This is a genomic window from Butyricicoccus pullicaecorum DSM 23266 (assembly GCF_900167005.1).
Lineage (GTDB): Bacteria > Bacillota > Clostridia > Oscillospirales > Butyricicoccaceae > Butyricicoccus > Butyricicoccus pullicaecorum.
Window position 1 is genome coordinate 262,752 of record NZ_FUXW01000003.1, and the last position, 13,131, is coordinate 275,882.

Consider the following 13,131-nt stretch of genomic DNA (forward strand, 5'->3'; position numbering starts at 1 on the left):
TGAAAAAAATCATAAAGCGCGGCTGCCCGCGCAACCATATCAATCGGTCTTGTGCTGCCGTTCCTCGTCCAGCACATGATTGAGCACACCGCCCAGAATGAGCGTCGTGCTGGTCAGATACAACCAGAGCATGAGTACGATAATCGCACCGATCGAGCCGTACAGGATACTGTAACGACCCATATTGTCCACATAGTAGGCAAAGCAGCGCGTGAGCACAACCCAGCCGACAAGCGACACACCAGCGCCCGGCAGGGCATCCCGCCAGCGGATGTGCACCGGCGGTACCAGACTGTACAGCACGATCAAAAATCCCAGCGCAATGACGATTGCCACCGGATAGGACAGATAATGCAGCCGGGTTGCACCGGCTTCCAGCATGGGGAACCATCGGGTGATGATCTCCAAGAAGCGCTGTCCGACCACAATCAGCAGAATGCTCATACCCATCAGCAAAAGCAAACCAGCGGTCAGAATCAGCGAAATCATGACCGTACCAACCGGCCCGCGGTGCGGCTCGTTGCGATAAATCCGCTGCATCGAGTAAATGATCGAGCGCACCGCACGCGACAGAAAATACAGCGTCAGCGCACTGCCGACCATCAAAGGCTGTACCGCATCCTTGCTGCCCAGATAATTGAGGTAGCTCAGTACGATGTCCTGCACATCATCAGGCAGGAACCTAGTCGCATCCAGAATGGTGACCTCGGAAAAGTTTGCCATACCAAGCAAAGAGTTGAGCACCATGAGCAGCGGAAAGAGGGAAAAAAGCAGAAAAAATGCCAGTTCTGCCGCAGCATGCGACACGCCATCCTTAAAATATCGCTCAATCAGCTGCACCAAAACGCGCAGCGGTCCCCGGAATCTCCTGTGCATGGGTCACCGCCTTTCTTCCCATTATTTTACCAGCTTGCCGACCGTTTGACAAGGCATATCCTGTCGCCCGGTCTTTGTCTTGTAATTTGTCTCTATTTATGATAGGATGAAACCATCGAACATGATTTCGCACGATAAGGAGGCCGTCCCATGCTCGTCGATATCCCCTACGATCCCGCGCACACCTGCTGTTTTTCTGGAAGCCGACCGGAAAAGCTGGGCTTTGACTGGCAGCGCGAACCCTATTTTTTCGACGTTCTGCGCACCGATCTGCGCGCGGCCATCCGTCACGCGGTTGATCTGGAATATCGCCGGTTTATCACCGGCATGAGCCGTGGATTTGACCTTTGGGCGGCTGAAGAGGTCATAAATTTGCAGCGTGAATTCCCCCATCTTGAGCTTATCTGTGCTCTGCCCTTTCACGGTATGTCATCTCACTGGGAACCCTACTGGCGTGAAATGTTCACACGCGCACACGAGGGCGCAGACTACGAAGTGTACCTGTCCGACCGTTTCCTGCCCGGATGCTACCACGCACGCGACAACTATATGGTGCAGCAATCCAGCCGGGTCATCTGTTGGAACAACGGCACCTCGGGCGGCACGGCCTACACCTGTCAGTACGCCGAGCGGCGCGGTGTCACGCTCGACAACATCCATCGCCCCTATTACAGCCTTTCCTCCATGCCGTAAACACAGCACCGGATAGTCTGTGTATTTGTGTACAAATCATACATCAGGCAAAAAAAGATCCCAGACCATTGGTCTGGGATCTTCTTGTTTTCTTACTTGTTCAGAACGGTCTGGATGTAGTTCTTCGCAACATTCAGAACGTATTCCTGGCAAGCGGAACCGGTCTCCGGATTGAAGTCCTCACCGTAGATACCGGTGTTGGACAGAATGCGGATGCCCAGATACGGTACATCATAGGTCTTGCAGACCTGTGCAACCGAGTTGGACTCCATCTCCTCACAGGAAGAGCCGTTCAGCTCGTGCAGGAACAGCATGCGGTCGATCTGGTTGTTCCACTCGTCGCTCGAGGAAATAACGCCCTTGACAACCTTGCCCTTGTTGTAGGTGTCTGCAACTGCCTGTGCGCAGTTGAGCAGCGTCTCATCGCCCGGATACTTGACTTCCTTAACGAAGGTCTTCTGGTTCTTGTCGTATGCGTAAACACCGTTCATGGTCATCGCCTTGTAGTCTACGCCTGCGCCCTTGGCAGAAGCCTCGGTCATCCATGCAGCGGACGGAACGGTGGTCTCACCCAGAACGATGTCGAAGGTGTGCAGCTCGGGATCATGGCCGCCAGAAGTACCCTGGTTGATGACTGCTACGGGGTTAAAGTACTCCATTGCCAGAGCGGTCGAAGCGCCTGCATTGGCCAGACCCTGCTCGGTGCGGGATACGACAACCGGGTAGCCGTCCAGCTGACCTGCAACATAGTACCACTGGCCGATGGTGTACTCGGTGGTGTCGGTCAGAGCCTTGACCATATCCTGCATCTCGATGTCCATTGCACCCTGGAGCAGGATCGGGCGCTTGTCGGACTTGTAGTCGACAACGACTGCAGCGTCAGCCTTCTGCACGCCCTGCTTCTTGAGTACGTTGTCGATGTAGGTCTTTGCAACGGTCAGAACGTATTCCTGGCAAGCCGGGCCGCTCTCCGGGTTGAAGTCCTCGCCGTAGATACCGGTGTTGGACAGGATACGGATGCCCAGGAAGGGTACGTCATAGGTCTGGCAGATCTGTGCAACTGCGTTGGTCTCCATCTCCTCGGTGGAAGAGCCCCACAGCTCGTTGAGGTACAGCATGCGGTCGATCTGGTTGTTCCAGGAGTCAGCAGAAGAGATAACACCGGTCACAACCTTGCCCTTGGTGTAGGTATCAGCAACCGACTGTGCGGTCTCGAGCAGGGTCTTGTCTGCCTTGTACTCGAACTTCTTAACGAAGGTCTTCTGATCCTTGTCGTATGCGTAAACGCCAGCGGGCTCGATTGCCTTGTAGTCTACGCCTGCGCCCTCAGCCGATGCAACCGACTTGGTAGCCGATGCCGGAACGCTGGTCTCACCCAGAACGATGTCGAAGGTGTGCAGCGCGGGATCGTGGCCGCCAGAAGTACCCTGGTTGATGACTGCGATCGGGTCAAAGTGCTGCATTGCCAGTGCGGTGGTAACTGCTGCATTGGAAATACCCTGCTCGGTACGGGATACAACAACCGGATAGCCGCCCAGCATACCGCGTACGAAGTGATAATTGTCGATGTCAACGGTCTCGGCATCGGTCAGCGCCTTGACCATGTCCTGCATCTCGATGTCCATTGCGCCCTGGAGCAGCAGCGGACGTGCATTCTCATAGCCGGTAACAACGGTTTCACCCTTTGCTGCCAGCGTAACGGTCAGGCTTGCCTCGTCCCATGCAACGTCGTAGTCCATTGCCTCAGCCAAGAAACGAACCGGTGCGTAAGTGCGGTTGTCCTTCTGTACGGCAGCGGTGTCCATGGTCAGCTCCTCGGTCACCGGGTCCTTGCCCTCTTCGGCGACGACGTGCTGGTACTTGTTGGAATCGATGGTGAAGACGACCGATTCATTGCCGCGGGTAAAGGTCGCGGTCTTGGCTTCCTCGTTCCATGCGACTTCCAGATCCATCGCGTTTGCAATGGTGCGCAGCGGCGTCATGGTGCGGTCGTTCTCGTCCTGGTACGGCATACCGAGCTCGTCGTTGAATACAACGGCCTCATATTCCCCCGTGGTCTTGTCCTGTACACGGACCGAAATGCCTGCCTTCTGGGTATCGTCTGCCGCAAATGCAGACATCGTGCCCATGCCAGCCAGCATCGAGACCGACAGAACGCCGGATACGATCTTCTGGATCTTCATTCTTACATCCTCCTTATTGTCTGGACAAATTTGTCCACGTGGGGTACATTATAGGCGAAAAATATTGTTTCTGCAATGCGGTTTCTCAAATTTTGTCATTTTTACAACGATTTTGAATTGGTCAGACAATAAAAATTTGCATAAACTTGCTTTTTTCACAATTTTTTTGTGCAAGTCGTATGATCTTATCCCACGCTGTTTAAAAAGTCGGTCAGCTCTGCCGCCAGACGTGCGGGTGCCTGCTCGTTGACCTCATGCCCCACGCCTGCAACCCAGTGCAGCTCGGCTGTTTTCACACGGCTGGCCAGCTCCTGCGCCGCCTTTTGATTGGCACGATCTTTTTCACCGCACAAAATCCGAACCGGAATGTCAATCTGCTGCAATTTGCGGGTGAAATCCAGCTGCATCATCGAACGGGTCAGTCTGCGCATCTGCTGCCGATCCAGTCCGGTTTCCTCGAAGGCCGATGCGGGCAAAAGCCGAAAGATAAAGTCCTGCATGACCATGAGCCGTTTGGGCATGCGGTATTGCGGTGCAATCAGGCACAGCGCACCAACCTTTTGCGGATGCTCCAAAGTATAGTGCAGCGCGAGTACCGCACCGAGAGACAGTCCGCACAGCGCAAACGGTGCGTCAAACTGGGCACAATAGGACGCAAACTCTCGATACAGGTCATCATATGTTCCGTCCTGGAAAAAATCTGACAGATTGGGCTGTTCGGTGTGTATCTGTCCGGGCAAATGTTCGCGCACCTTGTCCCACGCGGATGCCTGTTGTCCAAGTCCATGCAGCAGCAAGCAGTTCATCGTTTTCCCTTCCTTTCCGATACAAAAAGCCCCGCAAAGCGTTTGCTCCGCAGGGCTTCATTCATGCTATTTGTTTGTATTCGCTCAGTCTACCTTGACCGTCCAGCCCATATCGTCCGGGATCTTGCCCCACTGGATGCCGGTCAGGGTATCATACAGCTTGTGGGTGATCTCACCGATCTTGCCGTCGTTGATGTAAGCGACATCGCCCTCGTAGCGCAGCTCACCAACCGGAGAGATGACAGCCGCAGTACCGGTGCCGAAGACTTCCTCGAGCTTGCCTTCCTTAGATGCCTTCATGACATCAGCGACGGGCAGACGCTCCTCGGAAACCGGGATGCCCCACTTCTTGAGCAGCTCGATGCACGACATACGGGTAACACCGGGCAGAACGGTGCCAACGCAGGGAGCAGTGTAAACGGTGCCGTCGATCTTAAAGAAGCAGTTCATGGAGCCGACTTCCTCGACGTACTTATGCTCAACGCCATCCAGCCACAGGGTCTGCTCGTAGCCCAGATCGTGCGCCTTGACCTGCGAAATCAGGGAAGCTGCGTAGTTACCGCCGCACTTGGTAAAGCCGGTACCGCCCGGGCATGCACGGGTGTACTCGTCCTCGACGAAGATCTTGACCGGGTTGATGCCGGTGGAGTAGTACGCACCAACCGGCGAGCAGATGATGATAAACTGATGAGTCGCCGACGGACGAACGCCCAGATGGGGCTCGGTCGCAATGACAAACGGACGGATGTACAGGCTGGTGCCCTCCTGATGGGGTACCCAATCCTCGTCGGTCTTGACCAGCGCCTTGACTGCCTGGATAAAGTCCTCGGTCGACAGCGACGGCAGGCACATACGATGGTTGGTGTTCTGCATACGCTCTGCGTTGCGGTCGGGACGGAACAGCTGTACCGAGCCGTCAGGCAGACGGTATGCCTTCATGCCCTCAAAGGACTCCATTGCATAGTGCAGAACCATGGCAGCCGGATCGAGTGCGAGCGGCTGATAGGGCACGATGCGTGCGTCATGCCATCCCTGACCCTCGGTGTGGTCAACGATGAACATGTGGTCGGTGTAGTATTTGCCAAAGCCCAGAGCCGATTCGTCGGGCTTTTCTTTCTTATTCTGGGTCAGTTCGTAGCGGATGTCGAGCATGATAATTTCACTCTTTTCTGTTAAACTATGGTAAAGGATTGTTTTTATTTTATCCCTTTTTCTTTGACTTTTCAAGTGCAATTTTCGTTTTTTTCATAGATGTTGTTCGGGTTCATCGGAAAGCTGTTCGTCTTTTCCAACCTCTCCCAAGCGTTCAATCCGCCATTCCTGCCACCAGTTTTCCAATATCAGACAGATGATACCAATATAAATCAGCATGCTGGAAACCGATTCCATCTGTTCTGCAACCGAGCTGATATCCAATAAAAGACCAGCGACAATCGGCAGTACACCGAGCAGCGGAATGATTGGCGCAAAGATTCCCCATCGTTTACGGTCAGCTTCTTTCAGCTGACACTTATGGCGCTCATAAATGGCATAATCAGCCTCGATCTGTGCTTCCTCCTCGTCGTCCATGCCATCCATCTGACGTTTTTGCCAGATAATATACAAGATGAGACTCAACAGCGCCGCACCAAGAATCAGAACTACGAACACGCCCGCGACAAATACAGCCGGTAGCACCAGTATCAACATACCATCTAAGAGCAACAGCAGCAAGCCCAGCCAGGGCATGACCGGTGCAAAGGCTCCGAACTGCCCACGACAATACCACTGCGCAGCATACGCCCGGAACGCATTTTCTTCATGCTTCTCCTCAGAAATCGCATCGGGCAGCGTACGTACCCACATGACAATCGCAACTAAAATGTAGGTGACCCCATCACGGTTATCTGCCAGCAGATTCTTAACCCCATAGGCAATCATTGCACCGCCAAACAACAGGTGCAAAATCAGCTCTTTCCAGCTTCTCACCTTCATATCATGCACCGCCCTTCTCTTGACCGGGACCAGCTATGATTTTCCCTCTTTCTTTGACCCTATTCTATCATCCCCCCTGCCCTGCTGCAAGGCTGGTCGTTGCGCCCCAATGACTGCCGTGTTATAATAATGATATCTATGAGCCAAAGGAGGAACCTACGCATGAAACGCCCGCTCAGCCGGCTCATCTGCCTGATTTTGTGTATTCTTTTGACCTGCGGCTGTCTGTTTACCACCAGCTTTGCCGCAAACGACGATATCACCCTGACCGCGGTCAACGATTCCTTTCTGCCCCTCTCGTCCTCGACGATGCCCGTCCGCCGCGGCGGCGCACAGTACGTGCCCTATTCGGTCTTTTCGGGTACGCTGGGCATCTCAGGGTCTTACAATTCGTCCGATCAAGTGCTCACCCTGTCCAACGGTGAGACTTCGCTGCGCTTTGACCTCAGCCGCGGTACGGTATACGATCAGAACATGAACAGCTACACCACCCCGGCCTACTGGATCAACAGTACCATCTATGTACCGGTCAAGCTGGTGTGCGGCAAGTTCAATCTGACCTACTCCAACATTCCGGCCGCCGCGCCCATCCTGCGCATTTGCAATAGTTCGGCTTCGCTGTCCGACTCGTCCTTTGTGTCCTCTTCGACCAACACCATCCGCAGTATGCTGGACGCGTACAATGGCCAGAGCAGCGGCTCGTCCGGTTCATCCCGTCCCTCGGGTTCGGACAGTGATTCCATTCCTACGCCCATCGACCCCACCACTGGTCAGCCCACCGATACCCCAGTTATGAAGCCCAGCGCGGTCTATCTGGCCTATGTCGGTGCACCGGGTAAGAATACCGAAGCCATTTTGGATGCGCTGGACGCCGCAGGCATGAAAGCTGCATTTTTCGTCCCCGCAGACGGCACGACACTGGATGAAGATTTGCTGCGCCAGATCGTCGGACGCGGTCACACGGTCGGCTTCACCCTGCTGTCCTCGGCACTGACCATGCCCGAAAAGCTGCGCGTCGCCAACGACACCCTGTTCCACGCGACCGGCACGGTCAGCCATCTGGTCTGCATCTCGGACGGCTCGGAACACCTGAGCGCGACTCAGCAGCAGGAACTTCTGGACAGCGGCTATCGTCTGTGGGATGCCTCGCTGGACAGCCGTGACCACTCGTATGGCCCGGCGGCTGCCGCACAGACAGTCACAACCGCACTCAGCCAGACCACGGCACCGGTTGTCATCCGCATGGGACAGTACACCGCGACCGCACGCACAACCGAACTGGTCTGCGCCTATCTGAGCACCTACTCCATCCCCGTTCAGACCATTACCTTTACCCGCTCCCCGGTCAACAACATCACCTAACCCGCGCTTCTAACACAATTCCACCGTCGAATCTGCGAAAATCCGGTCGTGCTGGAAAAAATATAGACCGTATATCCCTCCTGTGCTGTTGGGCAAACTTCCTGTAAGAAGACAAGCCAGGAGGGATTTGTCATGCAAAGCAAAGTGGAAATCTGCGGTGTCAATACCGCGTCCCTGACCGTCATCCCGGCAAACGAGATGACCGATCTGCTGCGACAGGCGCACGACGGCAACGCCGCAGCGCGGGAAAAACTCATCCGTGGAAATCTCCGTCTGGTGCTCTCGGTCATCCAGCGCTTCCACGGACGCAGCGAGTCGGTGGACGATCTGTTTCAGGTCGGCTGCATCGGTCTGATCAAATCCATCGACAATTTTAATTGTGATCTCAATGTGCGCTTTTCTACCTACGCTGTGCCCATGATTATCGGTGAAATTCGCCGGTATCTGCGCGATAACAGCGCAATCCGCGTCTCGCGCTCCATGCGGGACACCGCTTATCGTGCCCTGCAAGCCAAAGAAGCATTCATCCGCGAGCACCAGCGCGAACCTACTATTACAGAACTTGCCAAGGCACTCGATATGAAAAAAGAGGACGTTGTATTCGCACTCGATGCCATCTCCGACCCAGTCTCACTTTATGAACCGGTCTGGGGCGAGGAAGGCGACGCACTGTGCGTCATGGATCAGGTGGGCGATACCAAAAACACCGACGAACATTGGCTCAATCAGATTGCACTGAAAGAAGCCATCAGCAGCCTGTCCGAGCGCGAAAAGCGCATCGTCCACATGCGCTTTTTCGAGGGCAGAACCCAGATGGAAGTCGCGTCCGCTATTCATATTTCACAGGCACAGGTGTCTCGTCTGGAAAAAGGCGCACTCGCCAGAATCCGCAAACAAATTTAAAGCACCGTATTTTCCCTCTCGCAGGCGAAATAAAGCTTTCGCTCAAGCCTTTCTCGAACCTTGCGGGCTTTGAAAAGGCCCCTGTGGGGCGTTTTCCCGCAAGGCTGTGGCCGACTTGTTCGGCCAAGGCCCTAACACGCGGGCACCGTTGTGCTGAGTCGCGCTCCGGCCCGAATGAGTGCAACGGGCGAAACTCCCCTCTTGAAACCCGGTCTCCGCCCCGGGTTTCAACCCAAACAAACCAAAACAAAGACCGTCCGATTGGACGGTCTTTTATGTTTCTTCATCTTCAAAATAAAACAAGTCTTCGAACTTCTTGTCCAACGCAATGCATAAAACCAGCGCCAGTTTGGCAGTCGGGTTAAACTGTCCGGTCTCGATCGAGCTGATCGTCTGGCGAGATACACCCACCAATTCCGCAAGCGCACCCTGTGACAGGTTTTTTTCCGCCCGCGCCGCTTTGAGACGGTTTTTTAAAATCAGCTGATCGTCCATTTTCTCACGCTCCTATGAGATATTTTACCAGATTATAAATCAATAAAGCAAGAGACACCGCAAAAATCCAGACCTGCGACTTCTGCCCGCGAATGACCCACCGATACAGCGCACAGCCTGTGCTGGTGCACCAGAACATTGCCAGAATATCATGGTATTCCTCGCCGTGTACAAATTTCCATGCCAACAGAAAGATACCGACCAGCATCGTGATGAGCACGCTGAACGACTCGCCTTCTATGCGAATCTGACGCTCCATTTCGTCCTGATTTTTGTTCTCTTTCCGGCTCTTTTCCAAAATGCGTTCCTTGTCCATGATAATCCTCCTATCGCAGTTTATGCCAAGTTTTCTTGACACCATTAGGATAGCACTGACAAGTTTACTTGTCAATGGTTTTTTTGGCAAGTTTTCTTGACATTCGAAATCAGATACAAAATCGTAATTTATACATACAAATCTGTGTTATTTAACAGTTTTATAACACATTCTACGACATATCATGCTATATTGGTATTTATGCTAAAATACGATCATGTCAGGAGCTATGTTATGTCTGATTTCTTTATGCGCTGCGACACCCCACACCCACAGGCCTTTTCCATGCTGGATACCGGACATGTATTCCTTTTGCTGGTGTCCTTGCTGGTACTCTCTCTGCTGCTGTTCTGGACTGCACACGCACCCAAGCGCACACAGCGCCGCCTGCTGTATGCAGCCGGTGTGCTCGTTCCTCTCTTGGAGCTTTCTCACTCAGTCTGGATGTATCTGACCGGCACCACGCGCCTTGTCCAGCTGCTTCCCCTGCATCTGTGCGGTCTGCAAAGTCTGTTTATCCCGCTCTCGATCTTTACACGATTCTCTGTCTTCAAGGACTTTGTATTCGCAACTTCCCTACTGGGTGGTATCTTTGGTACCGTGCTCCCGGCAGGTGTAGCCGACTATTACCCGCTGTTCTCCTTCCAGACCATCCAGACAATCATGCTGCACGGCCTGCTGATCTACGTGCCGCTGGCACAGATTTTGTCCGGACGGCATCGTCCCGATCTGCGCCGGTTCCACCACGTCCTGTGCCTGTTCCTCGCGGTTGTGTTTGTAGTCGGCTTCATCGATTTCCACTTTGACCAAAACTATATGTTCCTCTTTGCACCCCCGGAAGGCACGCCGCTGGTCTGGGTATTTGACGCTTTCGGACGACAGATCTATCTGCTTATCACTTTCCTGCTTTTGAGCAGTGCAAGCGTCGCCGTCCATCTCCCCTTCTGCCGCCGGGCTGCGCTTCCCGTTCATTCTCATCAGCATAATTAAGTGCAAATAAAAAACCTGCCAAGCGGCAGGTTTTTTTTGATTTCTGCGCCGTCTGCGGACGGCGCTTTTGATTCTTTTTTTGGTTGATTTTCGCAAGGCAAAAATCAAAAAGGGAATTTCGCATCCTGCGGGATGCGACTCAGGGCGCTGCCCTGAGAACCTGCAGCCTTTTGAAAAAGGCTGGCGAAAACTTTATTTCGCCTGAGGGCGGGACTTTTCCTTACAGTGTGATCTGCGGATTGGGCAAATCCTCATCCTTCAAAATCGCACCGATCGACGGGATGGTACGGGACAAATACCGCTTGGGGTCGCTCAGACCGGCCTCTTCAGTGCGCACAGCGCGGGTGATCGTATGCTTTGCACGCAGCACCATGACCTGAACACCCTGTGTCGAGCGCGTGGCCTTGATATCCAGCATACCCGCTCGCATAGTCATCGCACGATTTGCCGTCGAGAACAGCGTCAGCTCGGTCTCCTCATCCACCGGATAGAAGAATGCAACCGCGGGCGACTTATCCGAATATGCACCGGTCAGGCGGCGGCGATTGGTCTTGGTCTCAAAGCTCTCGAGCGAGAATCTTGCCGCCTTACCGTTTTCAAACACAATCACCATGCTGCTCTTGTAGTCACCCGGCAGGAGTGCAAAGACCGGCGTCTCGCCCTCGTCCATGCCCAGCTTTGCGGGCAGGTAATCGCCGAGCACTGATGCCTTGCAGTCGTCGAAATCATGCAGCCGCGCCTTATACGCTTGCTGCTTGTTGGTCAGGAACATGATCTCAGTCTTGTTGGTGGTCTCGGTCTCCCAGATCACCGCGTCGCCGTCCTTGAGCTTGTGCTCGGCCGACATACGCCACGAAGCCGGAGTGATTTTCTTGAAGTAGCCGTCACGCGTCATAAAGACAAGTACCGGATAATCCTCGATGTGGTCGGTCTCGTCGAAGGACTTGACCGCACCCGCGCTGACGATCTCGGAATGACGCGGTGCGGGATACTTCTTGATGACCGCTTCCAGTTCCTTGACGATGATATTGCGAATCTTGGCCGGGCTGCCCACGATACTCTCGAGCTTCTGAATCTCAGCCGCCAGTGCCTCGGTCTCCTGGGTGCGCTTTAAGATATATTCCTTGTTGATGTGACGCAGCTTGATCTCGGCAATAAATTCGGCCTGCGCTTCATCAATGCCAAATCCGATCATCAGGTTGGGAATGACCTCTGCGTCCTCCTCGGTCTCGCGGATAATCTGAATTGCGCGGTCGATATCGAGCAGAATCTTTTTCAGACCTTCGAGCAGGTGCAGCTTATTCTTCTTGCGGTTCAGGTCAAAGTACACGCGGCGGCGAACACAGCCCGCACGCCATGCCGTCCACTCGTCGAGCAGTTCACGCACGCCCAGCACGCGGGGCATACCCTCGATGAGTACGTTAAAGTTGCACGAGCACGAGTCCATCAGCGGGGTCAGACGGAACAGTCGATCCATGAGCTTGTCCGGGTCGGTACCGCGCTTTAAGTCAATGGCAATCTTAAGACCGCTCAGGTCGGACTCGTCTCGAATATCGGAGATTTCTCGAATCTTACCCGCCTTGACCAGCTCGGCTACCTTATCAATGATGGCCTCGATGGTGGTCGTATACGGAATCTCGGTGATCTCGATGAGGTTCTCTTTCTTCAAGTACTGCCACTTGCCGCGCACCTTGAACGAACCGCGTCCGGTCTCGTAGATTTTGCGCATCTCGGCCTCGTCCAGAATGATCTCACCGCCGGTCGGGAAATCGGGCGCAGGCAAGGTGGTCATAATGTCATGCTCGGGGTCTTTGATGCAGGCAATCGCCGTGCGACACACCTCGTGCAGGTTAAAGCCGCAGAACGACGATGCCATACCGACTGCGATACCGGTATTGGCCGAGACCAGAATATTCGGGAAGGTGGTCGGCAGCAGGGTCGGTTCCTTCATGGTGCCGTCATAGTTGTCGATCATATCGACCGCGTCGCAGTCGATATCCCGGAACAGCTCGATACAGAACGCGTCCAGCTTGGCCTCGGTGTAACGCGGTGCAGCGTATGCCATATCACGCGAGTACACCTTGCCAAAGTTACCCTTGGAGTCGACAAACGGTGTCAGAAGCGACTCGTTGCCGCGGGTCAGACGTACCATCGTCTCATAGATGGCCGCGTCGCCGTGCGGGTTTAACTTCATGGTCTCACCGACGATGTTGGCCGACTTGGTACGGTTTCCGGTCAGCAGACCTTTTTTATACATGGTATAGAGCAGCTTGCGGTGGGAGGGCTTAAAGCCGTCGATCTCCGGGATGGCACGCGACACGATAACGCTCATAGCATAGGGCATGTAGTTTGTGCGCAGCGTCTCGGTGATGGGCTGCAGCGTCGGTTCGAGCGGCGGTTCCACCGGGCGTTTCTGGGTGATTTCTTTCTTTTTCGCCACGAAAAACGGGCCTCCTTGTTCTATCATAGCTGCCGCCTGCCGTTTCCGGCTGCGGCGCATGGTGCAAATTGGGGAAAAAACTGCCGCAAGCGC

The 13,131-nt window shown here is 54.2% G+C and carries 12 protein-coding genes; 4 read left to right on the forward strand and 8 right to left on the reverse strand.

All coding sequences use genetic code 11. The annotated features are described in order from the left end of the window. Positions 1–39 precede the first annotated feature (39 nt). The gene (locus B5D52_RS08245) at positions 40–876 is read right to left on the reverse strand and encodes a YihY/virulence factor BrkB family protein (RefSeq protein ID WP_016148276.1); all 837 of its coding nucleotides are present in this window, start codon (positions 874–876) and stop codon (positions 40–42) included. A gap of 150 nt (positions 877–1,026) precedes the next feature. Between B5D52_RS08245 and B5D52_RS08250 the strand changes: the two genes are divergently transcribed. Beyond that, the gene (locus tag B5D52_RS08250; protein ID WP_016148277.1) at positions 1,027–1,569 is read left to right on the forward strand and encodes an SLOG family protein; all 543 of its coding nucleotides are present in this window, start codon (positions 1,027–1,029) and stop codon (positions 1,567–1,569) included. Between the two features lie 92 nt (positions 1,570–1,661). On the opposite strand, the gene B5D52_RS16235 is transcribed toward B5D52_RS08250, so the two are convergent. The 4 genes from B5D52_RS16235 to B5D52_RS08275 form a co-directional block, all read right to left on the reverse strand. After that, positions 1,662–3,752, reverse strand: a complete 2,091-nt coding sequence (locus B5D52_RS16235; protein ID WP_016148278.1) for a phosphorylase family protein — start codon at positions 3,750–3,752, stop codon at positions 1,662–1,664. Positions 3,753–3,937: 185 nt separating this feature from the next. Next, positions 3,938–4,558, reverse strand: coding sequence for an alpha/beta fold hydrolase (locus tag B5D52_RS08265; protein ID WP_016148279.1), 621 nt, complete (start codon positions 4,556–4,558; stop codon positions 3,938–3,940). A gap of 84 nt (positions 4,559–4,642) precedes the next feature. Next, positions 4,643–5,710 carry a branched-chain amino acid aminotransferase gene (locus B5D52_RS08270; protein ID WP_016148280.1) on the reverse strand — a complete coding sequence of 356 codons (1,068 nt, stop codon included), beginning with the start codon at positions 5,708–5,710 and terminating at the stop codon, positions 4,643–4,645. 93 nt (positions 5,711–5,803) lie between these two features. After that, on the reverse strand, positions 5,804–6,532 hold the full coding sequence (locus B5D52_RS08275) for a hypothetical protein (RefSeq protein WP_016148281.1): 729 nt from the start codon (positions 6,530–6,532) through the stop codon (positions 5,804–5,806). 162 nt (positions 6,533–6,694) lie between these two features. On the opposite strand from B5D52_RS08275, the gene B5D52_RS08280 reads away from it, so the two are divergent. Both B5D52_RS08280 and sigG read left to right on the forward strand, forming a co-directional pair. Continuing rightward, positions 6,695–7,894, forward strand: a complete 1,200-nt coding sequence (locus B5D52_RS08280) for a stalk domain-containing protein (protein WP_016148282.1) — start codon at positions 6,695–6,697, stop codon at positions 7,892–7,894. Between the two features lie 132 nt (positions 7,895–8,026). After that, entirely contained in the window at positions 8,027–8,797 is a 771-nt protein-coding gene (gene sigG / locus B5D52_RS08285) for an RNA polymerase sporulation sigma factor SigG (protein WP_016148283.1), read from the forward strand. A gap of 273 nt (positions 8,798–9,070) precedes the next feature. Here sigG and B5D52_RS08290 read toward each other — a convergent pair whose 3' ends face one another. Further along, entirely contained in the window at positions 9,071–9,292 is a 222-nt protein-coding gene (locus B5D52_RS08290) for a helix-turn-helix transcriptional regulator (RefSeq protein WP_016148284.1), read from the reverse strand. Positions 9,293–9,296: 4 nt separating this feature from the next. After that, the gene (locus tag B5D52_RS08295; RefSeq protein WP_016148285.1) at positions 9,297–9,608 is read right to left on the reverse strand and encodes a DUF6442 family protein; all 312 of its coding nucleotides are present in this window, start codon (positions 9,606–9,608) and stop codon (positions 9,297–9,299) included. Between the two features lie 234 nt (positions 9,609–9,842). Between B5D52_RS08295 and B5D52_RS08300 the strand changes: the two genes are divergently transcribed. Continuing rightward, positions 9,843–10,598: a YwaF family protein gene (locus B5D52_RS08300; protein WP_016148286.1), complete on the forward strand. Its 756-nt coding sequence runs from the start codon at positions 9,843–9,845 to the stop codon at positions 10,596–10,598. A 220-nt stretch (positions 10,599–10,818) separates the two neighbouring features. Here B5D52_RS08300 and B5D52_RS08305 read toward each other — a convergent pair whose 3' ends face one another. Further along, entirely contained in the window at positions 10,819–13,038 is a 2,220-nt protein-coding gene (locus B5D52_RS08305) for a DNA gyrase/topoisomerase IV subunit A (RefSeq protein WP_016148287.1), read from the reverse strand. Positions 13,039–13,131 lie beyond the last annotated feature (93 nt).

Coding starts and splice junctions, on each gene's coding strand:
- B5D52_RS08290 (WP_016148284.1), bottom strand. CDS start 9,292: ATGGACGATCAGCTGATTTTAAAAAACCGTCTCAAAGCGGCGCGGGCG.
- B5D52_RS16235 (WP_016148278.1), bottom strand. CDS start 3,752: ATGAAGATCCAGAAGATCGTATCCGGCGTTCTGTCGGTCTCGATGCTG.
- B5D52_RS08250 (WP_016148277.1), top strand. CDS start 1,027: ATGCTCGTCGATATCCCCTACGATCCCGCGCACACCTGCTGTTTTTCT.
- B5D52_RS08245 (WP_016148276.1), bottom strand. CDS start 876: ATGCACAGGAGATTCCGGGGACCGCTGCGCGTTTTGGTGCAGCTGATT.
- B5D52_RS08265 (WP_016148279.1), bottom strand. CDS start 4,558: ATGAACTGCTTGCTGCTGCATGGACTTGGACAACAGGCATCCGCGTGG.
- sigG (WP_016148283.1), top strand. CDS start 8,027: ATGCAAAGCAAAGTGGAAATCTGCGGTGTCAATACCGCGTCCCTGACC.
- B5D52_RS08280 (WP_016148282.1), top strand. CDS start 6,695: ATGAAACGCCCGCTCAGCCGGCTCATCTGCCTGATTTTGTGTATTCTT.
- B5D52_RS08300 (WP_016148286.1), top strand. CDS start 9,843: ATGTCTGATTTCTTTATGCGCTGCGACACCCCACACCCACAGGCCTTT.
- B5D52_RS08275 (WP_016148281.1), bottom strand. CDS start 6,532: ATGAAGGTGAGAAGCTGGAAAGAGCTGATTTTGCACCTGTTGTTTGGC.
- B5D52_RS08295 (WP_016148285.1), bottom strand. CDS start 9,608: ATGGACAAGGAACGCATTTTGGAAAAGAGCCGGAAAGAGAACAAAAAT.
- B5D52_RS08270 (WP_016148280.1), bottom strand. CDS start 5,710: ATGCTCGACATCCGCTACGAACTGACCCAGAATAAGAAAGAAAAGCCC.